The organism is Sphingopyxis lindanitolerans (assembly GCF_002993885.1).
Taxonomy (GTDB): domain Bacteria; phylum Pseudomonadota; class Alphaproteobacteria; order Sphingomonadales; family Sphingomonadaceae; genus Sphingopyxis; species Sphingopyxis lindanitolerans.
On sequence record NZ_CM009578.1, the window covers coordinates 2,604,840 to 2,629,947 of the forward strand.

At 64.8% G+C, this 25,108-nt stretch carries 23 protein-coding genes; 15 read left to right on the forward strand and 8 right to left on the reverse strand.

Features of this window, described 5'->3' with window-relative positions:
- The first annotated feature begins 24 nt into the window (after positions 1-24).
- From CVO77_RS12545 to CVO77_RS12575, 7 genes are all read left to right on the forward strand, one after another.
- Entirely contained in the window at positions 25-900 is an 876-nt protein-coding gene (locus CVO77_RS12545; RefSeq protein WP_146130867.1) for a hypothetical protein, read from the forward strand.
- Between the two features lies 1 nt (position 901).
- Entirely contained in the window at positions 902-2,008 is a 1,107-nt protein-coding gene (locus tag CVO77_RS12550) for a glycosyltransferase (RefSeq protein WP_105999360.1), read from the forward strand.
- The gene (locus CVO77_RS12555; protein ID WP_105999361.1) at positions 2,005-2,751 is read left to right on the forward strand and encodes a DUF2334 domain-containing protein; all 747 of its coding nucleotides are present in this window, start codon (positions 2,005-2,007) and stop codon (positions 2,749-2,751) included. Before CVO77_RS12550 ends, CVO77_RS12555 begins: the two co-directional genes overlap by 4 nt.
- A 250-nt stretch (positions 2,752-3,001) precedes the next feature.
- A complete protein-coding gene (locus CVO77_RS12560) occupies positions 3,002-3,748 on the forward strand; it encodes a hypothetical protein (protein WP_242445923.1) in 747 nt (248 codons plus the stop codon).
- Positions 3,745-4,269: a DUF2141 domain-containing protein gene (locus CVO77_RS12565; RefSeq protein WP_105999362.1), complete on the forward strand. Its 525-nt coding sequence runs from the start codon at positions 3,745-3,747 to the stop codon at positions 4,267-4,269. The genes CVO77_RS12560 and CVO77_RS12565 overlap by 4 nt, the downstream gene beginning before the upstream one ends.
- Positions 4,266-5,441 (forward strand): glycosyltransferase, encoded by a 1,176-nt coding sequence (locus tag CVO77_RS12570; RefSeq protein WP_105999363.1) that lies wholly within the window; start codon positions 4,266-4,268, stop codon positions 5,439-5,441. Before CVO77_RS12565 ends, CVO77_RS12570 begins: the two co-directional genes overlap by 4 nt.
- The gene (locus CVO77_RS12575; protein ID WP_105999364.1) at positions 5,441-6,637 is read left to right on the forward strand and encodes an LptF/LptG family permease; all 1,197 of its coding nucleotides are present in this window, start codon (positions 5,441-5,443) and stop codon (positions 6,635-6,637) included. Before CVO77_RS12570 ends, CVO77_RS12575 begins: the two co-directional genes overlap by 1 nt.
- A 160-nt stretch (positions 6,638-6,797) precedes the next feature.
- Here CVO77_RS12575 and CVO77_RS12580 read toward each other — a convergent pair whose 3' ends face one another.
- Entirely contained in the window at positions 6,798-7,532 is a 735-nt protein-coding gene (locus CVO77_RS12580; RefSeq protein ID WP_158258062.1) for an HAD family hydrolase, read from the reverse strand.
- An 88-nt stretch (positions 7,533-7,620) separates the two neighbouring features.
- On the opposite strand from CVO77_RS12580, the gene CVO77_RS12585 reads away from it, so the two are divergent.
- The 6 genes from CVO77_RS12585 to CVO77_RS12610 all read left to right on the forward strand — a co-directional run bounded on the left by CVO77_RS12585 (position 7,621) and on the right by CVO77_RS12610 (position 14,750).
- Entirely contained in the window at positions 7,621-8,823 is a 1,203-nt protein-coding gene (locus CVO77_RS12585; RefSeq protein ID WP_105999366.1) for a hypothetical protein, read from the forward strand.
- Positions 8,813-10,129 carry a lipopolysaccharide biosynthesis protein gene (locus CVO77_RS12590; RefSeq protein WP_242445924.1) on the forward strand — a complete coding sequence of 439 codons (1,317 nt, stop codon included), beginning with the start codon at positions 8,813-8,815 and terminating at the stop codon, positions 10,127-10,129. Before CVO77_RS12585 ends, CVO77_RS12590 begins: the two co-directional genes overlap by 11 nt.
- A gap of 140 nt (positions 10,130-10,269) precedes the next feature.
- Entirely contained in the window at positions 10,270-10,821 is a 552-nt protein-coding gene (locus tag CVO77_RS21685; RefSeq protein ID WP_242445925.1) for a sigma-70 family RNA polymerase sigma factor, read from the forward strand.
- Complete coding sequence (locus tag CVO77_RS12600; RefSeq protein WP_242446189.1) at positions 10,808-11,758, forward strand: FecR family protein; 951 nt, start codon at positions 10,808-10,810, stop codon at positions 11,756-11,758. The genes CVO77_RS21685 and CVO77_RS12600 overlap by 14 nt, the downstream gene beginning before the upstream one ends.
- Before the next feature lie 4 nt (positions 11,759-11,762).
- Positions 11,763-14,135, forward strand: coding sequence for a TonB-dependent receptor (locus tag CVO77_RS12605; protein WP_105999368.1), 2,373 nt, complete (start codon positions 11,763-11,765; stop codon positions 14,133-14,135).
- 51 nt (positions 14,136-14,186) lie between these two features.
- Positions 14,187-14,750 carry a cytochrome b/b6 domain-containing protein gene (locus tag CVO77_RS12610; RefSeq protein ID WP_105999369.1) on the forward strand — a complete coding sequence of 188 codons (564 nt, stop codon included), beginning with the start codon at positions 14,187-14,189 and terminating at the stop codon, positions 14,748-14,750.
- Between the two features lie 179 nt (positions 14,751-14,929).
- Here CVO77_RS12610 and CVO77_RS12615 read toward each other — a convergent pair whose 3' ends face one another.
- The 7 genes from CVO77_RS12615 to CVO77_RS12645 all read right to left on the reverse strand — a co-directional run bounded on the left by CVO77_RS12615 (position 14,930) and on the right by CVO77_RS12645 (position 23,947).
- Positions 14,930-16,264, reverse strand: a complete 1,335-nt coding sequence (locus CVO77_RS12615; protein ID WP_105999370.1) for an MFS transporter — start codon at positions 16,262-16,264, stop codon at positions 14,930-14,932.
- Positions 16,265-16,354: 90 nt separating this feature from the next.
- Positions 16,355-16,969, reverse strand: coding sequence for a transmembrane anchor protein (locus tag CVO77_RS12620; protein WP_105999371.1), 615 nt, complete (start codon positions 16,967-16,969; stop codon positions 16,355-16,357).
- A 17-nt stretch (positions 16,970-16,986) separates the two neighbouring features.
- The gene (locus CVO77_RS12625) at positions 16,987-17,709 is read right to left on the reverse strand and encodes a HupE/UreJ family protein (protein WP_106000814.1); all 723 of its coding nucleotides are present in this window, start codon (positions 17,707-17,709) and stop codon (positions 16,987-16,989) included.
- Between the two features lie 65 nt (positions 17,710-17,774).
- Complete coding sequence (locus tag CVO77_RS12630; protein ID WP_105999372.1) at positions 17,775-20,981, reverse strand: efflux RND transporter permease subunit; 3,207 nt, start codon at positions 20,979-20,981, stop codon at positions 17,775-17,777.
- A complete protein-coding gene (locus CVO77_RS12635) occupies positions 20,971-22,218 on the reverse strand; it encodes an efflux RND transporter periplasmic adaptor subunit (protein WP_105999373.1) in 1,248 nt (415 codons plus the stop codon). The genes CVO77_RS12630 and CVO77_RS12635 overlap by 11 nt, the downstream gene beginning before the upstream one ends.
- On the reverse strand, positions 22,215-23,498 hold the full coding sequence (locus CVO77_RS12640; RefSeq protein WP_105999374.1) for a TolC family protein: 1,284 nt from the start codon (positions 23,496-23,498) through the stop codon (positions 22,215-22,217). The genes CVO77_RS12635 and CVO77_RS12640 overlap by 4 nt, the downstream gene beginning before the upstream one ends.
- A 59-nt stretch (positions 23,499-23,557) precedes the next feature.
- Positions 23,558-23,947 (reverse strand): hypothetical protein, encoded by a 390-nt coding sequence (locus CVO77_RS12645; protein ID WP_105999375.1) that lies wholly within the window; start codon positions 23,945-23,947, stop codon positions 23,558-23,560.
- A 344-nt stretch (positions 23,948-24,291) separates the two neighbouring features.
- On the opposite strand from CVO77_RS12645, the gene CVO77_RS12650 reads away from it, so the two are divergent.
- Both CVO77_RS12650 and CVO77_RS21035 read left to right on the forward strand, forming a co-directional pair.
- A complete protein-coding gene (locus CVO77_RS12650) occupies positions 24,292-24,690 on the forward strand; it encodes a DUF3703 domain-containing protein (RefSeq protein ID WP_105999376.1) in 399 nt (132 codons plus the stop codon).
- Positions 24,687-25,073, forward strand: coding sequence for a hypothetical protein (locus tag CVO77_RS21035; RefSeq protein WP_146130869.1), 387 nt, complete (start codon positions 24,687-24,689; stop codon positions 25,071-25,073). The genes CVO77_RS12650 and CVO77_RS21035 overlap by 4 nt, the downstream gene beginning before the upstream one ends.
- Positions 25,074-25,108: the final 35 nt, after the last annotated feature.

Here is a 25,108-nt window from a genome sequence, read left to right on the forward strand (position 1 = left end):
CGAGAATTGCTGATTGACGCCGCGGTGCGCGGCGATCCGCACTTTGCGCAGCCGGTGCGGGAATCGCGGCATGATGGCGTCAGACCTTCCGGACGCCTGACCGGCAGGCGCCCGAGCTTGCCGAGGGGATATGCGATGACGGTGATTGCGGCCCGTGCTGCAGCGATGGCTGCGCTGATACTTCCCTTTGCGGCGCCCGCGCAGGAGGCATCGCCGAGCATTGCGGTGACCCACGCCACGCTCATCGCCCGCGATCGACTGCCTAGCTCGGCGCGGCTCCCCATCGCGCCGGTCCCCACATCGTCGATGTTGTCCTTACCGACCGGTTCGACCGCGCCTGTTTCCGATATCGCAGCGCTCGGACCAATGAAGAACCGGTCGGCCACCGCCGAGTGGACAGGCGGCGAGCTCAAGCTGACTGCGATGCGCGCCCGTTCGCTCCCCGCGACATCTGCCGCGCAAAGTTTCGAATACCGGCATTTCGGGCTGTTGGCGGTTCAACTGGGCGCGGCCCAGCAGATATCTGCGCGCGACACGCTGTCGCTTGGCGCAACCTTTGCGGTTGAGCGCCGACGTCCCGCGTTCATCGTCAGCGCGCACAGAAATTATCGCACCGACGAGCGCGCAATCGCGCTGCACTGGTCCCGCGACAATCGCTTCGATTTCGCTGCGAGCTTGTTCGACGCCGGTCCAGCGAAGAACCGGACCCCCGTCGAGCGTATCGCCGACCTCGCTGGCGGCGCGCCCCACGCTGTAAGCGGTTGGGGCTTGACCGCCAGCTTGCATCCAGCGGGCGACCCCGAGCGCCTGTCGGTCGGCATCGACTTTCGACAGCAGCAGGACCGCGATGTTCAGCACCGGGACGCGCGCGTCCAGATCTTCCTGAGGCAGAAATTCTGACATGACCAACGCCCGCCATATTGCGATCATCCTCCACGATTTCTCGACCGGAGGAAGCGAGCGGATCGCCATTCGCCTCGCCAACCGCTGGGCGGAGATGGGGCGCCGCGTCACCATCATCTGCGGCACCGAGAAAGGCGCGGCGCGCACATTGGTCGGAGCCGGCGTAACGGTCCTATCCTGTTCGCCCGAGACAAGGCGCAGCCCCTGGTCGCGCGCCCAACTCGGCTGGCGCATGGCACGCCTCGTCCGCGCCGCAGCCCCCGACATCCTGTTCTCGCCGGGCAATTTTCACCTCATCATTCTCGCCTTCCTCGGACGTCAGCGTTTCACGAAAAGACCGGTTTTTGTCAGCAAGCTCAGCAACCCGATTCGCCGCGGTGGCGTCCGGCGCCTCGTGCGCGGACTTGCCGACGCCGCCATCCGCCTCGCCGCCGCCCCGGCGGACATGCTGGTCGCGATGTCGCCGTCGCTGCTCGCGGAGGCGCGATCGGTGTTTCCGGGCCACGCGCTCGCCGAAATAGCCGAGCCCATCCTTGAGGACGATATCGCTGTACCGCAAAGCCGCGCCGGCCATGAACCCGCGCCGCTCATTCTGTGCGCCGCGCGACTGGCGCCGCAAAAGGATTTGCTCACCGCCATCCGGGCTTTTGCCGAACTGCCGGTCGCGCTGAAAGCGCGGCTGCTCATTCTCGGCGAAGGCCCTCTGCGCGGCCGCCTCGAACGCGAAGCGCGGCGGCTGGGGGTCGCGTCGCGGGTCGAGATGCCGGGCCATGTTCCTGACATCGCACCCTATCTGGCGCAAGCTGGTCTCTATTTGATGAGTTCACATTACGAAGGTTATCCTGCGGTCCTCGTCGAAGCGATCGCGGCCGGTGTTCCGATCGTGACGACCGATTGCTCGCTCGCTCTGCCCGAAATCTTCCGGTCGTCCGAGCTGGGCGCCGTCGTCCGGCAGCGCCAACCCGAGGCCATCGCCGCGGCGATCGTCGCACGGCTACGCCGGGCGCGCCCGACGTCCAGTGCGGTACGCGAGGTGACCGATCGCCATAAACTCGGTGCATCGGCAACCAATTATCTGGCGCTCTTCGATCGGCTCTCTGCATGAGCGGGCGTCGCCGACTGCTGGCCTCGATCCATGACGTCACGCCTGTGCATACCGCGCGCCTCGACCGCCTCGTTCCGCTTGTCGAGGAGGCAATCGGGCCAGGGCGTTTTGCGCTGCTCGTCGTCCCCGATTTCCACAAACAAGGATTACTGACCGCCGACCCCGGTTTCGGGCGCCGCTTGCGCGGCTGGTCGGATGCTGGGTGCGAGATGTTCCTCCACGGCTTCACCCATCTTGACGAGAGCCGGCATGATAGTTCCGTCGCGCGGTGGAAAGCCACGCGCATGACCGCCGGCGAAGGAGAGTTTCTGGGATTATCGACCCACGATGCTGAAACGAGGATTGCCGAGGGGCGAGACATGATCGAACAGCTCATCGGCCGGTCGATCGCAGGGTTTGTCGCGCCAGCCTGGCTTTATAGCGAGGACAGCATTGCTGCGCTCGCGGCGCAGAACATACGGATGATCGAGGATCATTTCCGGGTCTGGAACCCGCAAACCTCGGCGGTTCTCGCGAGGGGACCGGTGGTCACCTATGCCAGCCGTTCTCCTGTGCGCATCGCTAGTTCGATCCTCTGGTCTCGGCTTGCGACGATGCTGCTCGCGCGGGCGCAAACAGTTCGCCTTGCGGTCCACCCGCATGATGTCGATTCGCCGCGCCTCCTAGCCGAAATTGCGCGCGCTCTCGCGGCTTTTGCGCGCTCGCATCGGCCATCGCCATACCGCGATCTTGTGCCCGGATGATTTTTCGAAGCCCATGGTGCGGATTATGCGCGCGCCTGGCGTCACTCCCCCAGGAACCGCTGCCAAAAGGTGATCGATGGCCTCTCGAGCTTTGCGCACAAACCCGGGGACATGGACCGAGCGCCTCCGGCCACTGCTTCGGGAGCGACAACCCTGGCAGAAATTTCTCTCCCTGGGCCTGTCGCTCGCGCTCCTCGCGGCGCTAGGCTCGAAGCTGGCCAGTATCGGCGTCACTGACCTGTTGCGGGGCGTGCCCGCCTCGCCGATGTTCTGGATAGGCTTTTCGGCTTATTATCTTGCCCTGCCTGCCTCCGAATGGGTGATCTTTCGGCGCTTGTGGAATATCCCGACCGCTGGTTTTGCCGCCCTGTTGCGCAAGCTCGTCAGCAACGAAATCCTGTTCGGCTATAGCGGCGAGGCCTATTTCTACGGCTGGGCGCGGCGTCGCGCGACGATGGCGGCGGCGCCCTTCGGCGCCATCAAGGATGTCAGCATCCTGTCGGCCGTCGCGGGCAACCTCATGACCCTGGCCATGCTCGCGCTTGCTTGGCCTGCTATCGGCCGCATGGCCCCTGAATTCCATGGTCGCACGGTAGCCCTGTCGGCGGCTCTGATGATCGGAATGTCGCTCGCGCTCCTCGCCTTTCGGCATCGCATCTTCTCGCTGCCGCGCGCTGAATTGCGCATGATCTTCGGCGTTCACATCGGGCGGTTGCTGCTGACGACATTACTGTCGGGCCTCATGTGGCACAGCGCGCTGCCGATGGTGTCGATGGGCTGGCTGCTCATCCTCGCGACCCTGCAACTGCTCGTGACGCGGCTCCCCTTCGTTCCCAACAAGGATCTGGTTTTCGCCAGCGTTGCAATTTTCCTGATCGGTCATGACGGCGCGCTCGGCCCGTTGATCGCGATGATCGCCGGCCTGACGCTGCTCGTGCATCTCGCGATCGGCGCCGTCCTGACTTTGACCGAACTGGCCACGGCGCACCGGGCATGAGACACGCAATCGCGCCGCTTTCGCTTTTGCTGCTTGCCGGAGCGGGGCCGGTCCAACCCGATGCGTCGCTCGGCAAGGCCGAGGCTGCGTGCCGGCCGAATGAGGCCGGCCCGGCCCTGCTTGTCGGGATAACCGGGCTCAAGGATCGCAAGGGCTTGGTTCGGGCCGAGCTCTACCCCGACAATGACAGCGACTTTCTCGCCGACGATGCTGTCCTGATCAACGCGCATAAAATGTTCCGCCGGGTCGATCTGGTCCTGCCGGCATCCGGGCCGGTGACGTTGTGTCTGCGTGTGCCGGGACCCGGCCGCTACAGCCTGTCGGTCCTGCACGACCGGAACCGTAATCTCAAATGGGACAAATTATCCGATGGCCTTGGCTTTGGCGGCAATCCGAAGCTCGGCTGGTCGAAACCGACGGCGGCAGCCGCTTCGGTCTTGGTGGGAGCGGGGCCGACACGCACCCAGATCGTCATGACCTATCTGAGCGGGCTCAAATATCGCCCCCTGGAGCGCAAATGAAAATCGCCGATGTCTGCGCCTTTTACACGCCGCATGGCGGCGGCGTGAAAACCTATATTGATCGCAAGCTCGCGCTCGGCGCTTCGCTGGGGCACGAGGTCGTCGTCATTGCCCCCGGCTCGCACGATCATGTCGAGCTGCGGCCCGGCGGCGGCCGGATCGTCCATATCGCGAGCCCGCAACTGCTCGTCGACCGCCGCTATCGCTATTTCGACGATGTGGCGGCAGTGCATGCCCGTCTCGACGCCGAACGCCCCGATTTCGTCGAGGCCTCGTCGCCCTGGCGCACCGCGAGCATCGTCGCCGGCTGGCAGGGGAGCGCACCGCGGTCCCTCGTCATGCACGCCGATCCACTGGCGGCCTATCCCTATCGCTGGTTCGGCCGCTTCGGCAGCCGTGAAACGATCGACAGGAGCTTCGACCTCTTCTGGCGTCATTTGCGCCGCCTCGGCGAGCGCTTCGATTGTGTTGTCAGTGCCAATCGTCATCTTTCGGCGCGGCTGCTCACGGGCGGCGTGGCAGGCGTCGCGACAATTCCAATGGGGGTCGACCCAGGCCTGTTTTCTCCCGTGCATCGCGATGCCGACTTGCGCCGCGATCTTCTGGCGCGCTGCGCACTTCCCGAAAGCGCGAGCCTGATCATTGGCGTCGGCCGTCACAGTGCCGAAAAGCGCTGGCCGCTCGTCGTCGACGCATGCCTTGCGGCATCGCAACATCGCCCGATCGGTCTCGTCCTTGTCGGCGACGGCCGCGACCGGGGGCGGCTCGTGCGTCACATCGGCAACAATCCGCATGTCCATCTTCTTGCCCCGATTGCCGATCGTCTCCTTCTCGCCAAGCTCATGGCGAGCGCCGACGCGCTGATTCATGGATGCGAGGCGGAAACCTTCGGCCTCGTGGCGGCGGAGGCTGCGGCGTCGGGGTTGCCGCTGATCGCGCCCGATGCGGGCGGCGCGTCCGATTTTGTCGGCGACGACAACGGCGAGCTCTACGCGGCTGGCGATGCGAGCGCCGCGGCGCGGGCGATCGGGCGGCTCCTCGCGCGCGATCGCAGCCGGCTACGCGCGGCCGCCGCCCGGCGCGCGCCCGACACACCGCGCATCGACGATCATTTCGCGGCTCTTTTCCGCCATTATCAGTTGCTCGCTATGCCTCTGCGCTCTGCCGCCTGATGTCCGCCATCGATCTCTATATAGCGCGGCGGCTGGCGCGCCCCTTTCTCGCCACCGGCGCAATGGTCATTTTGCTGCTGAGCCTGGAGAACAGTCGGCGGCTGATGGGCTTGCTCGACAATGTCGAGCAGCCGGTCGCGGTCCTGATCAAGCTCATGGTCTATCTCGTTCCGGAATATCTCGGCATCGGCCTCCTGATCTCGGTGTTCGTGGCGGTGGCGGTTGCCTTTCGGAGTTTTGCCATCAGCGGCGAACTCGATATCTTTGCATCAATCGGTCTGTCGCCTGCACGGCTGCTCCGCGTTCCGCTGCTGTTGGCGCTTGCGGTTGCCATGCTGCATGCCGGACTACGCGCCTATGTCGAACCGGCTGGCGAGCAGCGGCTCGATGCGCTCGGTACATCGATTGCGATCGGCAACCTCGGCTTGTCGATCGCGCCGGGCGAGTTTCTTCGTCCTCGCCCCGACACGGTGTTTCACGTCGACGCCGTCGATCGGCGTACCGGCGAATTTCGGGGTCTTTTTCTTCGCAATCCGGACCTGACCGTCGCTGCCCGGGCCGGAAGGGTCATCAACGGCGGGCGCGGCGAGGTGCTGCTGCGGCTATCCGACGGCCATGTCATCGTCACCCGATCGGCCGGCCGGCTCGAAATTGCGTCCTTCAAAGCATTGAAGATGCCCGTCCAGCTGCTCGCCCCAAAGCTGGCCCGCGGGACGGCGCGCCATCGCAACGATCGCCTCATGCTGGGCGATCTGATCGGCGCCGCTGTCGGCGGACGAACGGGCGCCGGACGCAATGCGGCGCGCGCTGCCCTGGGCAGCCGGTTTGTCACCGCCGCCTTCATCATCCTCGTCCCCTTTTTCGGATTTGCGCTTGGCGTTCCCCCGAAGCGGTCGACGTCGGCGCTCGGACTTGGCGCCGGAATCCTTCTCATCGTCGGCTTCGTTCAGGCCGTCGTGGCCATCGAAGATAGCGCCCATGCGCTGGCTCCGCTTTTTCAGCTGATGATCGTCTTCGGCTTTGCCCTCGCGGCTCTCGCCTTGTTTCGCTTTCAGCGCAGCCAGGGTCCCGGCGCGATCGAGGCTGCGCTCCTCTCGGCGAGCCGGCCTGCGCGCCACCTGTCGCGCTGGATTCCGGTCGATCGTTTGATGATGCGGTTGCCGGCCGCGTGCCGGCCGGCGCCATCGGCCGCCTGAATGACCTTGCGCACCCACCGGGTCGGCCAATCGGGCGCGGCGCACTCGCCTTCGAAAGGCAAGACACGCGATCGCGCCCGTTTCGTTTGGCAGCGGGGCGCGCCGCTCTGGTGGAACCTGCTGCGCTTCGCGACACGAAACCGCAGCGATTGATGCGGTGTCAGGTCGGGGTCACTCTGGCCTGCGCTTGCGGAGCCCCATCGCGCGCCGCCTTGGCCTCGCGCCAGTCATAGACAGTCCAGCCGCGCCTGAGCGCCACATTAAGCAGCTTCTTCGACGGATTGACCGCAACGGCCTCGTCAGCCCATTCGAAGGTCGGAAGGTCCGACAGATCGTCCGAGAAAAAGCGGATATGGACCTTGGTGCGATCGATCTCCTGGCCGCGGAGCCAATGTTCCAGCATTCGCCGCTTGCTCTCGCCATAGCAATTCTCACCGGCGATCCGTGGCGTGAGATCGCGCCGGCGCCACATCGACGCGGTACCGACGACATCGGTGACGCCAAGCTGCGACGCGATTGCCTCAAGATAGAAGAGATGCGCCGCCGAGGCGATGACCACTCGCCGTCCGGCAGCGGTTTCGGCGGCGATGCTCGCAATAGCATCGGCATGGACATTGCGCGTGAGGCTGTGTTCGGCATAGGCGTCGGCAAGGTCAGTGACGGCGTCGAGGTCGACGGCGCCTCCGAGCATCAGACGGTGCATCGCCTGCTTGAGCTGCTTGCGCGTCAGAACCCCCGCTTTGTAAGCGGCCATGAGCGCGACGACCAGCGGCACGAAGATCAGCCGCCACGGGCTGCGCCTCCGCGCGGCAAAAAACAGGAACGGCGACCAGGTTCCGTGGATGGTGAGGGTGCGGTCGAGGTCGAAGACCGAAAGCGGACGGGACGATGGCATGAGCGTTTTCCTCCGCAGCGAGGACGCCACCAGAAGCTTTTTTCCGCACTTGATGCGGATATCGCGCCGCCGCGGCGTCATTCCCCCCATGCGGATCGCCTTTCTTTTCAACCACGACCAGATTCACCAGATGGCGCACAGTCTGCCGGTCGCCATAGCGCTGGCGCGAATGGGCAGCGGCGCTGATATCGTCATTGCGACGACCAGCGACCTTCTCGCGCGCGAAGCGCTCCGACTGATGGGCGGCGCGGTCCCGGCGGGCCTGCGTCTCGTCGCGCTCCGGCTGCGCTCTTTTGCATCCCGGGGCATCGAGGCGGCTCTCGGATCCCTCGTCCCTGCTGCGAAATTGCTGGTTTACCGGGACAATCTGGACTTTTTCCGATCGCTCGACCTGCTCGTAGTGACCGAGCGCACGTCGCTGATCCTGAAGTCCCGTTACGGCCTGTCATCGCTCCGCATGGTCCTGACCGATCATGGCGCGGGCGATCGGGCGATCGGTTTCGGCACGTCCACCGCCCTCTTCGATCATATCTTGGCCGCTGGGCCGAAGATCCGCGACCGACTGACTAGCGAAGCCGGAGTCCGTCCCGAGCGATTGACGATCACCGGCTATCCGAAGTTCGATATCGCCGCCGGCGATGGGCGCCCGCTCAAGTTTCGCGGGAGCAATCGGCCGATCGTACTCTACAATCCGCATGTCTCGCCGCATCTCTCCTCCTGGTACAAGCAGGGCAGGGCAGTGCTCGACTATTTCCTTGCCTCCGATCGCTACAACCTGATCTTCGCGCCCCACATCATGATGTTCGAGCGGCGAATGGCGGTCACGATCGACAAGCTTTGCGTCGGTCTGCCCGGAACGCTGCACCGCCGCTACGCCGCAGCCCCGAATATCCATATCGATCTCGGCAGTGCCGCGCTGACCGACATGAGCTATACCAACGGGGCAGACATCTATCTCGGCGACGTCAGCAGCCAGGTCTATGAGTTTCTCAAATCGCCCCGGCCTTGCCTCTTCCTCAACAGCCACGGCATCGATCCCGATCAGGATCCGAATTTCGCGCACTGGCAGTCGGGACCGGTCATTTCGAAGGCGGTCGATCTTGGTCGCGGCTTGGAGGAAGCGGTAGCGGAGCATCCGGCGCGCTATCGCGCCGTGCAGCGACGGCTCTTCGACCATACGTTCGACCTCACCGCCGAGCCGTCTTCGGAGCGCGCCGCGCGCGCAATCGTCTGTCTCGCCAGCGGTCGCAAGCCCGAGGGCGCATCGTCCGACACCTGTCTTGTTCACTGACATCGCAAAAGGTTCGGCAGGGCCGGTTCTTCGTATCTACCAGAATCTCGGCCTGCTGCTCGGCGGCAAGGCGGCGGCAGGGCTGATCAGTCTCATCTATGTCGTCGCCGCGGCCCGCATCCTCGGCCCCGAGCAATATGGCGTGCTCGTTCTCGTCAATTATTTCGCGATGCTCGTCGGCGGGCTCATCGCCTTTCCAGGTTGGCACGCGATTGTCCGCTACGGCGTCCAGCCGGCTGAAAATGACCACGCCAAGCTCATCCGGTTGCTCCGCTTTGTCGGCGCGATCGAACTCGCCGCGGGGCTGGTCGCGGTGATTGTCGCGGCGATCGCGGTGCCGATCGTCGGACCGCTGCTTGGGTGGTCGCAGGATGCGCAGGCGCTGGCGATACCCTATTGTTTCGCGGTCCTCGCGACCGTGCGTGCGACCCCCGGCGGGTATCTGCAGATCCTGCGACGCTTCGACCTCCTTGCGCTCCACAATATCGTGACGCCAGTGATGCGGTTGCTCGGTACGCTGGTGGTCATCGCCTTCGATCTCGGGCTCACGGCCTTTCTCGTCGCTTGGCTCGTCGCTGCGCTGGTAGAGGGCATATCGCTCTGGGTCGCGGCCATCTACCTTGCGCGTCGTCATATGCTCGACGAGCCTTTGCTCGGCGCCGTTGCGGACGCGCGGCGCGAGCATGACGGTCTGGGCCGCTTCATGCTGACGGCCAATGCCGATATCATGCTCGGCGACCTCACCGGCAGGCTGACGCCGCTCATTGTCGGCGCAATGCTCGGCCCGGCCGCAGCGGGCCTCTATTCGATCGCGCACCGCGCGACGATCGTCATCTCGCAGCCCGCTCAAATATTGGGACAGGCAGCTTATGCCGAGCTGGCGCGTCTCGCCGCGGACGGCCGCGCGAGGATCGCCATTCGGCATGCCCTCGCGCGCTGCGTCGGTATCGCGCTTGCGACAGCGCTACCCCTGGTTCTTCTCCTCGCACTCTTCTCGCGCGAGGTGGCGGTGCTGATCGGAGGGTCCGCCTATGCAGGTGCTGCGACAGTCATGATATGGCTTACGTTGGCAAGAGTCGTGGCAATGGCCGGACCCCCGACAAGTGCGGCGCTGATCGCATTGGGCCATCCCGGGCTGTCGGTCGGGGGAAATTTGGTCGCCGGACTGGGCCTCTTGCCCTTGCTGCCGTTCTTCACCGGTTCCGCCGGATTGGCGGGCGCCGGCTATCTCGCATTATTGCAGGCCGTGATCGCGGCAGCCCTGCTCGGCTCCGCGCTGTGGCGGGTTACCGCCCGCGCCTCATGATGTCTCCGCTCGCCTCTGCACCGACGCACGGTCACACGCCTTTCCTATTTCGTCGATATCGGGCAGTGATCATGCCCAGCCGCGTGAGCGAAAATGGAAGTGCGCAGCATTTGATGACCGAAGCCCCTGGGCTAGAAGCGATGTTCTTGGCCAATCGGGCGGCCTTGCTGCGCTATTTGCGTGTTCGTCTCCGCGGCGATGGCGATGGCGAAGACATATTGCAGGACCTGTGGCTGAAGCTCGCCGATATCGATGCGAGCCTGATCGCCGAGCCGCTCGCCTATCTGTATCGCGCCGCCGAGAATCTCGTCCTCGATCGCCGCCGCTCGGCGCAGCGCCGTAACGCGCGCGAGCAGGAGTGGACCAAGGGTCATATCGAGGGCAGCATCGCCGCCCCGCGCGACGCCCAGCCGTCGGCCGATCGCTTGCTGGTTGCGCGCGACCAGCTGAGGCGGGTCGATGCGGTCCTCGACACATTGCCCGAACGCACTGCCTTTGCCTTTCGGGCCGTACGGATCGACGGTGTTCCGCAAAAGCAGATCGCTGCCGAAATGGGGATCAGTCTCAGCGCGGTCGAAAAGCATTTGCAACGGGGGTATCGAGCGGTCCTGGACCTCAAGCAGCAGCTCGATGTGGAAATCGACGCGCCGCAACGTCAATGGGCCGAAGGAATTGATGATGGGGACCGGTAGCATCACTGACGACGCCATTGCATGGCATGTGCGGCTGCAAGGTCCGGCAGCCGACGGGGCACTGTGGGCCGAGTTCACGGCATGGATGGAAGCCGATTCGGCGCACGCCGATGCTTATGATGCCGTTGCCATGGCGGACGAGCATCTCTCCGACGAACTGGCAGGCACCGAAACGGTCATCGAGCCTTTGTCCCCGGCCTCCAACGACAATGAACCTGGAGCGCTGCCATGGTATCGGGGCCGCGCTTTTCTGGCGATCGCCGCCAGCCTCGTCCTCGCGCTGTTCCTGTCTCCTGCATTCTTCAGGTCGCCGGGGATGGAAACGATCACGACCTTGCCGGGCGAGACGCGCGAAATCGCTCTGGCCGATGGGTCTAAAATCGCTCTCAACGGCGGCACCACGATCGCGTTCGACCGGAAAGCCGAACGCTTCGCCCGCCTCGAGAGCGGAGAGGCGATCTTCACGATCAAGCATGACAGCGCGCGCCCCTTTGTTGTCGACACCGGCGACGGCACCCTTCGCGACGTCGGCACGATCTTCAACGTGCGACAATCTGCCGATGGTCTGGAAGTCGCGGTGTCCGAAGGCAGTGTGCAGTATCAACCGGGCTCCGATGCGGTGACGCTCACGCCGGGCAAACAGCTACGCGTTCGGCGCGGAACCAAGAAGGTCCTCGTGTCGGCGGTCGATCCGGCCACCGTGGGGGGATGGCAACAGGGGCGGTTGAGCTATCGCGACGCGCCGCTCGCCACGATCGCGGTTGACTTGTCACGGTCGCTCGGCACGTCTGTGACCATATCGCCGGATCTGGCAGGTCGGAGATTCTCGGGGGTCATCCGCGTCGATCGCGACGAGGCGCGCCTTTTCCGCCAACTGGAATCCTTGCTAGGTGTCCGTGCGCGTCATAGTGCCAAGGGATGGCAATTGACGCGTTGATCCGGTGACCTGGACCCATTTGATACCCGTAGCGGCGATCGCCATCTGGACGGCAAGCCCGGCGGCCGCTGCGGAAAGCCAGCGCTTCGATATCCCAGCCCAGCGCCTCGACAATGCATTGATCACGCTTGGTAACGCGGCGCAAATCTCGATCGGCGGAATCGATCAGAGGCTCGCCGGCGCGCGCAGCAAAGCCGTTCACGGGCGGATGACGATCGCCCAGGCGCTGACGACGATGCTGCGCGGTACCGGTTTCACCTACCAGATCGTCGATACGCAGACCGTGCGGATCGTCGCTTTGGCGCCGCGGTCCAAGCCTGTGCGGCCCGCACCGCGGCCCGCCGTGCCGCCGCCGAGAGCCAGCGCCGCGGCCCCGGCGCCCGCCGAAATCGTCGTGACCGCGACCAAGCAGGGTCAGGCCCTCGACAGCTATCCCGGCACCGCACATATTCAGTCGGTCGGCGGGATCGGCCTCGGTGAAAATCAGGGTACGGCAGCATTCATTGCCCGTATTCCGACGCTGACCTCGACCAATCTTGGGCCCGGCCGCAACAAATTGTTCGTGCGCGGGATTGCCGACAGCAGCTTCTCGGGACCGACCCAATCGACCGTGGGTCTCTACCTTGGCGACCTGCGGCTCACCTATAACGCCCCCGAGCCCGATTTGCGCCTCTACGACATCGACCGCATCGAAGTGATCGAAGGGCCCCAGGGTACTCTCTATGGCGCGGGCGCGCTCGGCGGCATCGTGCGGATTGTCCCCAAGATGGCGGACAATGGCGGGTTTCACGCTTCGGCGACCGTCGGGCGATCCGTCACGCGCGATGCCGAACCCGGCTATGATCTCGGCGGAATGCTCAATATCCCCGTCATCGCCGACCGAATGGCGCTCCGCGTGGTCGGCTACAACCAAGTCGAAGGCGGCTACATCGACAATGCGACGCTCGGTATGCGCAATACCAACCGGACGCGCATAGACGGCGCGCGCGCAAACCTGCGCGTGGAGCCTGGCGATAATTGGACGATCGACCTCAACGCCGTCATCCAGAACATCGATACGCGCGATGGCCAATATGCCGACATCGATCAGCCACTCCGCACCCATGCGGCCAATATCGCCCAGCCGCACGACAATGATTTCAAGGCGACAGGACTGGAAATCGCCAAGGACTGGGGCGATCTCAAGCTGCTCTCCTCCACCGGGATCGTGGACCATGACCTGTCGGACACCTTCGATGCGACCGGGTATGGAGGAAATCCGGAAATCCAGATATTCCAAGGGCATGAGGCGATTCGCCTCCTGACCCACGAGACGCGCCTCTCGCACGGCATGCCTTCGGGCAACAGCTGGGTCGCAGGGGTTAGCCTCGTCCGCAATATCGACCGTATCGACCGTCGGCTCGGCCCTCTCGGAGCGCCGGTCACGCTGGCGCAATTGCGAAACCAGAAGACCGAAGTCGCAATCTTCGGCGAGGCGACCCAGCGGATCGCTCCACGCCTTTCCGGAACGCTTGGGGGGCGTGTCGTCTTTGCCGAGACGATCGGGGAGCTGATGGGCGGCTCCGGCGAGGATTTCGAACCGAAGCGTCGGCAAATTCGTGTCCTCCCGACTGCGGCACTGTCATGGAAACCGACGTCCGACCTCCTGACGTTCTTGCGATACCAAAGCGGCTTCCGCAGTGGCGGCATCGCGATCACGGGGGGACAGATCAATTCCGCGCAGCGATTCGATTCGGACTCGATCCACAACGTCGAACTCGGGGTCCGGTTCGGCAGCGAGGCTGACAGCGCGAGGCCCCGTTTTTCCGGCGGCATCACAGCATTCTATTCGATCTGGACCAGTATCCAAGCCGACCTGATTGGAAGCGACGGGCTACCCTTTACCGAAAATATCGGACGCGGCACGGTTTATGGTGCGGAGATCAACGGCCGGTGGCACGTAACCGATCACCTGTTTTTCGACGGTGCGCTGTTCATCAATCGCAGCGCGCTGACCAATCCCGTGGAGGGGCTCGAAGAGGCCGACGAAAGACCGCTTCCCAACGTCGCTCGAACCGGTGGACGGTTTACGGCGGCTTGGGAAAGCCCGCTGTCCGACCGGCTGAGCCTGAAACTCGACGGGACCGTAAGGCTAATCGGCGCATCGAGCCTTGGGACGACCGCGCCGCTCATCCTCGAGCATGGCGAAACGACCCAGCTCGATTTTTCCGCTTCGCTCGCGGCAAGGGACTGGGCGCTGACGCTCGATGCCACAAATCTCCTGAATGTTAGCGGGAACAGCTTTTCCTACGGAAATCCGTTCACCGTGGCGCTGGGCAAGCAGATTACGCCACTGCGGCCGCGAACCGTGAGGGTGGCGCTTCGGTTAGGCTTCTGAACAATTGGAAAGGCGCTAACAGTGACCTCGCGAACACAGGAGTGGGTATTTATGTCCGATGCCGTGTTGAAAAATAGACGGTCGACCGCCACCAAGATTCTGCACTGGTTGGTGGCGCTCGCCATCATGACGCAATTGGGCCTTAGTTTGGTGATGCAAAGCCCGACTCGCAACCGTCCCGGAGATAGCTTTTTTGAAATCCATGAAAAGGTTGGGATCGCTGCGACGTCGCTGCTCGCGGCATCCTGGATCTGGAGTGTCTTGCGTTCGGGCGAGACGCGCCTCGTTGCGTTTTTCCCTTGGTTCTCGCCGAAGCAACTCAGGTTTGTCGCTACCGATGCCAAAAGACTATTTGCACCGATCGAGGACGGAAACAGGGAGCGGCCATTTGCCAGCGCCATTCATGGTCTGGGACTCATCATTGCCTCGGTGATGGCGCTAAGCGGTGTCGTTGGCTATTTCGTGGCCTCGGCTAGCCCCCTCATGGAAGTTCATGAAACGGTGGCCCCGTTGATGTGGGCTTATCTCATCGGGCATGTTGTCAGCGCACTTTTCCACGAACTGCGCGGCGAGCGGATCATCGCGGCCATGTTCTACGCATCGAGCCGCCAGTAGGTTTCACGGTTGGAATGGCTTCGTTAAGCAAGCCAGCGCGCAAAATTGACAAAACTCGCCGACGGTCGATCCCCCCGTGTTTCATGCTGGCGCGGTGATCTCGACAGTGTCAGGGCATGCTCCATTTTTCGAGGACAATCGTCTCCTTAATCGGACGTGAGTCGTTAAGAGGCGAACCCCTATCGGTCTGGCCAGTGGGGGTGCAGATCGTCAATTACGAATGCGTGTTCTGCTTCCCCCGTCGCATGATCCTCGCGAAGATGCGGATGGTCCGCCGGCAAATCGTCATGACGATGCGTCAGGATGTCCGGGTCCTCGCGCGGCCAGACACGCAGGGCGATGAGCGTTCCCATAAGCGCCAGCACCGCGCTTGCGGCGAGGGCCGTGCCCATTCCGGCGCGGGCACCAACCTGGCCAGCGAGCGGATAGGCGACAAGCCAGCAGACATGGCTGAGCGCGAATTGCGCCGCAAACAGGGCCGGGCGCCCCCCGGCATCCGACGATCGGCGCAGCAAGCGTCCGCCCGGCGTGATGCTGGCGGAATAGCTGACGCCGAGCGCAAACCAGCCAAGCAGCAGGAAGCTCCAATAGGCCGGCCCCTTGTGCATCGACCATGACCCTGCAAGCACTGCCAGGACGGCGGTCATGGCCATCGCTGCCGCAATCATCACGGCCCGGTCGGCGACCCGATCGAGCAGCCGCGGCAACAGCAGCGCCGCGAGCATCGAGCCGCCGCCGAAGGCTGCAAGCGTGATTGCCACCTCGCTCTGTCCCAGCCCGAGCAGACCGCGCACGAGCACCGGTGTGTTGACAATGACCATCGCGCTTGCCGCGGCGGCGGCGAGCGTCACCGCGAGCAGGCCGCGAAGCCGCGGAGTCTTCAGATATTGGCGGGTGCCCTGCGTCGTCTTGTCGTAAATGCCGCCGCTCGGCCCCGTGGCCGCGGTGCGCGGAAGCGTCACCGACAGCACAAGCAGCGCCGAACAGGCGAAGCCGATCGCGGTGCCCGAGAAGAGCCAGTGGAAACTGATGACGCCAAGCAGCGCGGCGGCGAGGATAGGGCTGACGAGGCTTTCCATGTCATAGGCCAGACGCGAGAGCGACAGGGCGCGCGTATAATCCTTCTCGTCGGGCAGCACGTCGGGGATCGTCGCCTGGAAGGTTGGCGTGAACCCGGCCGACGCCGACTGGAGGATGAAGATCAGGAGATAGATTTGCCACACCTGGTCGACGAAGGGCAGGAACAGCGCGACGAGGCCGCGCACCACATCCATTGCGATGAGGAAGGGTTTTCGCGGCAGGCGCGAAGCATAGGCTCCGACGACCGGCGCAACGCCGATATAAGCGACCATCTTGATCGCCATCGCGGTCCCGAGCACCGCGCCTGCATCGGCGCCGGCGATCTCAAAGGCGAGGAGCCCAAGCGCAACCGTGGCGAGGCCCGTGCCGACGAGCGCGATGATCTGCGCGAGGAACAGGTGGCGGTAGGTCCGGTTGGCAAGAACGGCGAGCATAGGTGGAACTCCGCTGTCGGCGATTAGAGGGGCATCGTCTCCGACCCGGTCGGCGACCGGGCCGGAGTCCATCAAATCATTGCTGCCTTGTCAGACAACGCGGCGGATGTCGCTATAGGCGCCGTCGGTGCGCAGCGTAATCGTCACCGGTGCGCTCGAGCGATTGCGCCAGAACCAGCCGTGCTTGCCGTCGAAGGCGGCGACAAGTTCGCCGCTCTCGCCGGTCGTATCCTTGCCCTTGGCATAGCCGTGGTACGCGATGCCCGGTGCGTCGGCGTGCGTGTCGAAATTGACGCGCCCGCCCTCGACCGACCAGTTGAAGTTGAGGCGTGCGCCCTTCGCCATCGTCGCCTTGATCTCGGCACCCTGTCCTGGCGCCAGGGTAAGCTTCATCGTTTCCGAGCGTTGCGGCGCGTCCGCCTTGGCGGCGGTTGCTGTCGGAGATGCCACCTGGGCAGCCGGAGCGGCCGAAGCACTTCCGGTGGCCGCGTCGGCCGCGGCCTCCTTGGCGAGCTGCAGCTTGACCTCGCCCATTTCGGTGAGGCCAAGCGCGCCGCCGATCCCGGTCGGATCGATCGCATATTCGCTGGGCAGCACGACGGCGACGAGGATGGCGCCCGCGGCAACGGCGGCGAGCGCGGTCGCGCGGATCAGCTGGCTGCTGGTCGGCAGGTCTTCGGGGCGGGGGCGCTGTGAATTGAACATGATGTGGTTTCCTTCGATTAAGCGGCCGCGAGGCCGGCGAGCTGGTAGCCGACGAGCACGAAGCCCGCGGTCATGAGGATGGTGTTGACGGCGAAGGCATGGCGCATGAAGCTCGGGGTGCGGCGCCAAAATCCCATCAGGATGAGGATCGTGCCGAGCGCGAGCAATTGCCCGATCTCGACCCCGATGTTGAAGGCGAGCAGGTTGGGGATCAGGCCTTCGTTCGCGATCTCGAACTCGAGGATTTTCGTCGCGAGGCCGAAGCCGTGGAAGAAGCCGAAGATCAAGGTCGCGGCCTTGGTGTTGGGCTGGACGCCGAACCAGCGCTGATAGGCGCCGAGATTGTCGAGCGCCTTGTAGACGACCGACAGGCCGATGATCGCGTCGATGATATAGGCGTTGGCGCTGATGCCGGTGAGCACGCCGAACAGCATCGTCGTCGAATGGCCGATCGCGAACAATGTCACATACAGCCCTATGTCCTTCATCCGGTAGAGGAAGAAGATCACACCGAAGAGGAAGAGCAGATGGTCGTAACCGGTGACCATATGCTTGGCCCCGAGATAGACGAACGGCCAGAAGAGAATGCCGCTGCTTTCCTGGATATAGCCCTTGTCGCCCTCGGCGACATTGTGCGCCCAGGCTTCTGCGCCGATCGCGAAACAGAGAAGAAGGAGGCTCGCGGCGAGCAGTGCGGCGCGCAGGACGCCGCCCGGCGGAGCGATGGATCGGAAAGACATCATAATACTCCTAGAATGTCGGGAATGGGTGCCCCGCGCGCCGACTGGGCGCGCGGGGCGAGTGGTCAAGCCGGTAAAGGCTTGGCCGCTGGGGGCTCGGGATTTGGGTCCTTGGCGCGGCGGCCGTGCGCCATGCGGTAGAGCGCCGGCAGGATGAGCAAGGTGAGGATCGTCGAGGAGACGATCCCGCCGATCACCACCGTCGCGAGCGGACGCTGGACCTCCGCCCCCGCGCCGACGTTGAACGCCATCGGCACGAAGCCGAGGCTCGCCACCAGCGCGGTCATCAGCACCGGGCGGAGACGCGTCAGCGCACCCTCGCGGATCGCCACATCGAGTCCGCTCCCCCCTTCGCGAAGCTGCCGGATGAAGCTCAGCATGACGACGCCGTTGAGCACCGCGACCCCGGAGAGCGCGATAAACCCGACGCCCGCCGAGATCGACAACGGCATGCCGCGCACCAGCAGCGCCGCGACGCCCCCGGTAAGTGCCAGCGGCACCCCCGAGAAGACGATTCCGGCATCCTTCGCCGAGCGGAACAGCGCATAGAGCAGGCCGAAGATCAGCAGCAGCGCCGCGGGCACCACAAGCTGGAGCCGCTTCGCCGCCGAGATCAACTGCTCGAATGTCCCGCCATAGCTGATCCAATAGCCCGCTGGCACCTCGACCTCGGCATCGACCTTGGTTCTCAGCTCCTCAATGAAGGAGCCGAGATCGCGGCCGCGGACATTGGCGGTCACCACGACGCGGCGCTTGCCATCCTCGCGGCTGATCTGGTTCGGACCGATCACCACCTCGACCTTCGCCACGTCGGCGAGCGGCACGAACCCGCGCATCTCGCTGTCTGGACCCGGCAAGGGGATGCGCAGCCGGCCGAGCTCGTCGACCCGCTCGCGCGTCGCTTCGGGCAGGCGCACGATGATCGGGAAGCGCCGGTCGCCCTCGAAGATCTGCCCGGCCTCGACGCCACCGATCGACACCGCGACGACATTCTGGACGTCGCCGACGTTGAGCCCGAAGCGCGCGAGCGCCGCCCGGTCGGGGGTGATTTGCAGCACCGGCAGGCCGGTGACTTGCTCGACGCCGACATCCTGCGCGCCCTCGATTCCCGAAGCCACAGTCTCGATCGCGTCGCCGACCTCGCGCAGCGTGTCGAGATCGTCGCCGAAGACTTTGATCGCGACATCGGCGCGAACCCCCGAGAGAAGCTCGTTGAAGCGCATCTGGATCGGCTGGGTGAACTCGTAATTGTTCCCCGGGATGAGGGCCACGGCTGCCTGCATCTCGCGGACGAGCTCGGTCTTCGGTTTTCTCGGATCGGGCCAGTCCTTGCGGTCCTTCATGATGATGAAGGTGTCGGCGACCGAGGGCGGCATCGGATCGGTCGCGATTTCGGCGGTGCCGATCTTCGCTACCACCCGGTCGACCTCGGGGAACTGCTTGATCCGCGCTTCGAGCGTCGTCTGCATCGAAATCGCCTGGCTGAGACTGGTGCCCGGAATGCGCAGCGCGTGCATCGCGATATCGCCTTCGTCGAGATTGGGGACGAACTCCGACCCCATGCGCGTCGCGGCGAACCCCGCGATTGCGACAAGCACCACCGCGCCCGCGACGAACGCGGTGCGCAGCTTCAAGGCGCTGTCGAGCGCGGGCGCATAAGCCTTGCGCGCCCAGAGCATCAGCCGGCTTTCCTTCTCCTCGACCTTGCCGGTGACGAACAGCGCGATGGCTGCCGGCACGAAGGTCAGCGACAGGATCAGCGCCGCGGTCAGCGCCATCACGACGGTGATCGCCATCGGATGGAACATCTTGCCCTCGACCCCGGTGAGCGCGAAGATCGGTACATAGACGAGCGCGATGATCAGCATGCCGAACAGCGACGGACGGATGACCTCCGACGTCGCCGAGGCGGCGAGCGCGAACCGCTCGCCGCGATCGAGCAGGCGCCCGACTTTGTGTTGCGCTTCGCCGAAGCGGCGGAGGCAATTCTCCACAATGATCACCGCGCCATCGACGATCAGTCCGAAATCGAGCGCGCCGAGGCTCATGAGATTTCCCGAGATGCCGCCACGCACCATGCCGGTGATCGTCATCAGCATCGTGATCGGGATGACCGCCGCGGTGATCAACGCCGCGCGGACATTGCCGAGCAGCAGGAAGAGGATGACGATGACGAGCAAGGCGCCTTCGAGCAAATTCTTCTCCACCGTCCACACCGCGCGTTCGACCAGATCGGTGCGGTCGTAGATCGGCACCGCCTTGACCCCGGCGGGCAGCGCCCGCGCCGCGACTTCGAGCCGTTCGGCCGCGGCGCGCGCGACGATGCGGCTGTTTTCGCCCGCGAGCATGAAGACGGTGCCGAGCACCACCTCCTTGCCATTCTCGGTCGCGGCGCCGGTGCGCAGCTCCTCGCCAAGGTCGATGTCGGCGACGTCGGCAATACGGATCGGGATGCCATTCCGGTTGCTGACAATGATCGCCTTCAGATCGTCGATCCCCGACGCCTGGCCCGGGGTGCGGACCAGATATTGCTCGCCATAGCGTTCGACATAACCCGCGCCGCTATTGTCGTTGTTGGCTTTCAGCGCGCGAACCACATCGTCGAGCGTCAGCCCATAGGCCGACAGCCGCGCCGGGACCGGGGTGACATGATATTGGCGTTCATAGCCGCCGATGCTGTTGACCTCGGTCACCCCCGGCGTGTTGCGAAGCTGCGGGCGGATCACCCAGTCCTGCAGCGTGCGCAGATCTTCGGGCGTATAAGCGCTGCCATCGGGCTTCTTCGCACCGGGATCGGCTTCGAGCGTGTACATGAAGATTTCGCCGAGGCCGGTCGCGATTGGTCCCATTTCTGGGGCGACCCCGGGCGGGAGCTGTTCGCGCGCCGATTGCAGCCGTTCGTTGATCAGCTGGCGTGCGAAATAGATACTCGTGCCGTCCTCGAACACCGCGGTGACCTGGCTCAGGCCATAGCGCGAGACCGAGCGCGTATATTGCAGCCCTGGCAGGCCGGCGATCGCGGTCTCGACGGGAAAGGTCACGCGCTGCTCGGCTTCGAGCGGCGAGAAGCCCGGCGCCTCGCTGTTGATCTGGACCTGGACGTTGGTGATGTCGGGGGTGGCGTCGATCGGCAGGCGCTGGAAGCTCCAGACGCCGATCGCGCAGAGCAGGAGAACAGTGGTGAGGACCGCCCAGCGAAAGCGGATCGCGCCCGCGATCATCCGTTCGAGCAAATGAACCTTGCCCGGCGGGGGGCTGGTGTCAGTGGTCATGGCTGGCTCCCGATTTCTCGATGTCGGCGCGGATCAGGAAGGCGCCGTCGACGACGTAGACTTCGCCGGGCGCGAGCCCGCCGAGCACTTCGGTCCATTCGGGCGTGCGCCGCCCGATCTCTAGCATCCGCACCTCATAGGTGTTGCCGACCTTGGCGAAGACGACCTCGAAGTCGCGGAAGCGCTGGATCGCCTTGGTTCGCACCGCGAGCGGCACGTCGGCCTGCGCGACCGCAAAGCTGCCCTCAACGCCCATGCCGGGACGGAATGTGCGCGAGGCGGCGGGTGGCAAATGGACATGCGCCATCAACGTCTGGCTGCTGATGTCGGCGGTCGGCAGGATCGCCTCGACGACCCCCGCGAAGCGCGCTTCGCCCGACAGGCTGCGCAGGTTCACCGGCTGACCCACGCGCACGCGTTCGGCGTCGCGCGGATAGACAAAGAACTCGGCGTGGAGCTTGGTCGGATCGGCGATGACGAACAGCGCGCGGTCGCCGGTTGTGTCGCCGACATTGACATTCTTCTCGACGATCGTGCCGCTGATCGGTGCGGTGACGCTGTAGGTCTGGAGCGAGTGGCTCGATTCCACCCGTGCGAGCACCTGGCCGCGCCGCACCTGCTGGCCGAGCTTGCCATTCAGCGACATGATCAGGCCGGGAAGGCGGGCGCGGACGTCGGCCTTGCCTTCGGGAGTGATCTCGATCCGCCCGCCCATGTCGATCAAGTCGCTGACGGTCGCGCCGCCCGCCGCCTCGACCTTGACCCCGCCGGCTTTGGCGGCCTCGGCCGTAATCGTGGTGCGCCCTTCATAGGAGGCATAGGACCATTTGCGATTGCGCCCGCCTTCCGATGCTGCGACGCGAACATCGAAGCTGTGCGGTTCGGTGACCACCCCGCTGCCGCGCAGGAAATCCTCCTGCGGCGTGAAGCTGAATCGGTCGATCTTGCCGCCGAGGCGGCCAAGCTCCATCGTCAGCTTGACCTCCGATGGCTTGACCGGCTTGTCGTTCCGGAAGGCATAGACGCGGAACTCGGGGTCGACGCCATCCTCGAAGATGGTGACCTCAAGCGCGAAATCGCCGTCGCGCAGCATCCGCCCGCGATGCGGGCCGCGCTCATATTCGCCGGCCTTGGCAGCGGCTTCGCCGCCTTCTTTCGTCGGAGGACCGTCGCTGCACGAAACGAGAAGCGCGGCGGTGAGAAGTGGGAATGCCCACATAAGATGTTTTCTGCTCATCGAGCATTCTCCATGGTCGGGATGAGGGCCGCGTGGCGGCCGGTCAGGCGGTCGAGGCGCACGCCCATCAGGTGGAAGCGTCGCAAGAGTTCGACGCGGCGCGAGCGTGCGTCATGCGCGGCGATCTGGGCCTGGCTGAACTCGAGGAAGGTGAAGGCGGTGCCCCCGCGCGCCAGCCCGTCGCTGATCAGGCGCACGGCGCGACTGGCGCTGGGAAGCACCTCCTCGTCGATACGCTTGATTTCGGAGGCGATCAGCCGGCGGTCGGCGACCAGCCGGTCGATCTCGCGGCCGATTTCGACGCGCGTGACCGCAACCTCGGCTTCGAGTGCGCGCTGTTCGGCGCGCGCGCGTTCGACATTGCCGCGATTGGCGGCCTTGCTGCCGAGCGGAATCGAGCCGCCGACCATCACCGCCAGATCATTGCCTTGCCCGAAATGGCGAAGGCCGACACGGGCGCTCGGATCGGCGACATTGCCGGTCTCGGCGAGCTTCACCTTTGCCTCCGCCGCCGTGATCTCGGCCGCGAGGACCGCAACATCGGCGGAGTCGCCCGCAGCGGGCACCGACGGATCGAGCGCCTGGAACACAGCGGCGTCGATCTGATAGTCGCCGGAGCCGCCCCACCAGGCGGCGAGGCTTGCTCGCGCGTTTCGCGCTGTCTCGCGTGCCTGTTCGAGCGCGATCTCGGCTTGCGCAACATTGGTGCGGGCACGTTCGGCAGCGAACCAGGGATCGAGCGCGCCGGTCACCCGGCGGACGACGTCGAGTTCGACGCGCTTCAGGTCCGTAAGCCTTGCTTCGGCGACGGGGATCGCCGCTTCTGCGGCGAGCGCTTCGACCCACGCCGCTTGAACGCGCGCGAGGCGATCGAGCAGGCGAACGCGGTTCTGCTGCCCGACGATCGCGACATCGGCGCGCGCGGCGCCGATCCGCGCTTCGCGCTTGCCGCCACGTTCCCACGTCCGCTCGTACCAGCCGGTTGTCTGGGACTGGCTCAACGGCGAATAGGGACCGGTGCCCGCGAAGTCCTCGAAGTCGACCCCGACGACATCGCGCGGCCGGATGTCGGCTTGCAATATGGCGGCATCGGCCGCTTCGAGCCTTGCGGCGTTGGCGGCAACCGCAGGATCGCTGGTGGCGACCCGCGACAGCGCCTCGTCGAGACTTAGGTTCTGCGCCTGGACCGGCAGCGCGAAGGCGGCCAGCAGGGCGCCCCCGCAGAGCAAGGCTCTACAGGCAGCAGGCGCGCCGAAGCGCGCGCGATGATGGGATAACATGAGATAACAGCCTCGCTGAAAGGCGTGGAAACATCCCACGCCTCAGGCGGCGCGGGAACTCAGACGGTCAGCGAGGTGGTTCTGGGAGGGCGCTCGGGCCCGAGAGATCGCAGGCCGGCAATCGGCCGTTCGATCCGCGTCCCATGCGGTGAGCGCCAAGGCGCTATGGCGGGTGCCGCAACGACATTGGGAACGAGCAGGTTCGGCCCGCTATCGCCATGATGATGGTGACTGCCACCCAGATCGTCGTCGGACTGATCACCGCTATCGGCCGGCTCGTCATGAGGCGCCGCATGGTCGTCGTGCACCGCGGCGATCGCGAAATTATCTGCCCCTTGATGATCGTGCGCCACCATGAGGGCCGGCGCATGCTGGATCTGGGCGGCCGCCTTGGCGGGCATTGTCGCCGCATAGAACATCATCAGCGCCACGCAGAGCGTCGCGATCATGCGGTCAATTGCACGGGCGGGAGATGTTGGCACACCCACGCGTGTAGTTGCGGTCCCTTCCGTTGACAAGCGGCAGCTCGACCCGCCTCGGCAGGGATCGAAACCAATGCCCGAACGGAGGCTGCGCGTGTTCGGAAGTTGCGCAGCGCCGGTGACGCCCATTCAAACCCAATCTGCGCTGTCGAATATCGGCGGCGGGCGCCATTCGGTCGGCACAATAGTCCGTTCCAAGCCGTTGCGTATGACCTCAAGATCAGGACTGTCCTAGATTCAGGCGCTTGACCCTGTAGCGACTACAGGGTGTAGGTCATGTTCCGACTCGAGGTGATTCGAGAGGAACGCGCATGGCAAACGACCTTCGCCCCGCTAAGATCGCAAAGGCATCAAGCAAAGTCGAAGACCCCGTTCGCACCGCTTATTTTCTCGAACTGAGGGAATATCGAACAGCGAGGGCAATCGGCGAGGTCGCCGCGGCATGGCGGCACCTTGAGCGCGCCCATATCCTCGCTCAGCGCAGATTATGGCTGCACATGGGTTCGCATACGAGGATGTTCGCATTTGCGTTTTCGCGCCGCGATATGCGGGAAATGTCGGGTCAGCTGCTCCGCTTAGCGCTTGTTCCGTTCGGCGCGCTGACCGGACGCCTGCCCGTCGGCAACACGGGGCGTGCCCGCGTCAGTGCTTTCATCCCGATGCCGGTGCCCGAGGATTTGCGGCCTTTTGTGCTGCAGGATGCGTCATGAACGGCGACTTGCCTGCGCCTCGCACGGCTGCTAACCGGCGGGTGATGCGAAATGGCCTCATCCAGTTTATGTTGCTCATTGCGGCGCTCTTGGCGGGCGTGGATACGCCTGCCATGGCCTTCGACAATGTGCCGGCAACATTGGTTGAGGCGCACCATCAAACTTGTGTCGAAGTCTCGAACGAGGGTGCGCCGGATGGTAATTCGCCGACCGGAAGCGGCAGCGAGTTGCTCCATCATCATCACTGCCCGGCCGGCCTGATCGCGGAAAATTCCGCGCTGTCAGACTCGGGTGTACTTGCGCGGGACAGCCATATGTCGCGTGCCTCTGCGGCGCTCGCGTCGCGCGCGACCGCGCCACCAACACAACCTCCAGCCGCCTGATCACTGCTTCGCGCAGGCATTTGCCTGCGTCGTTT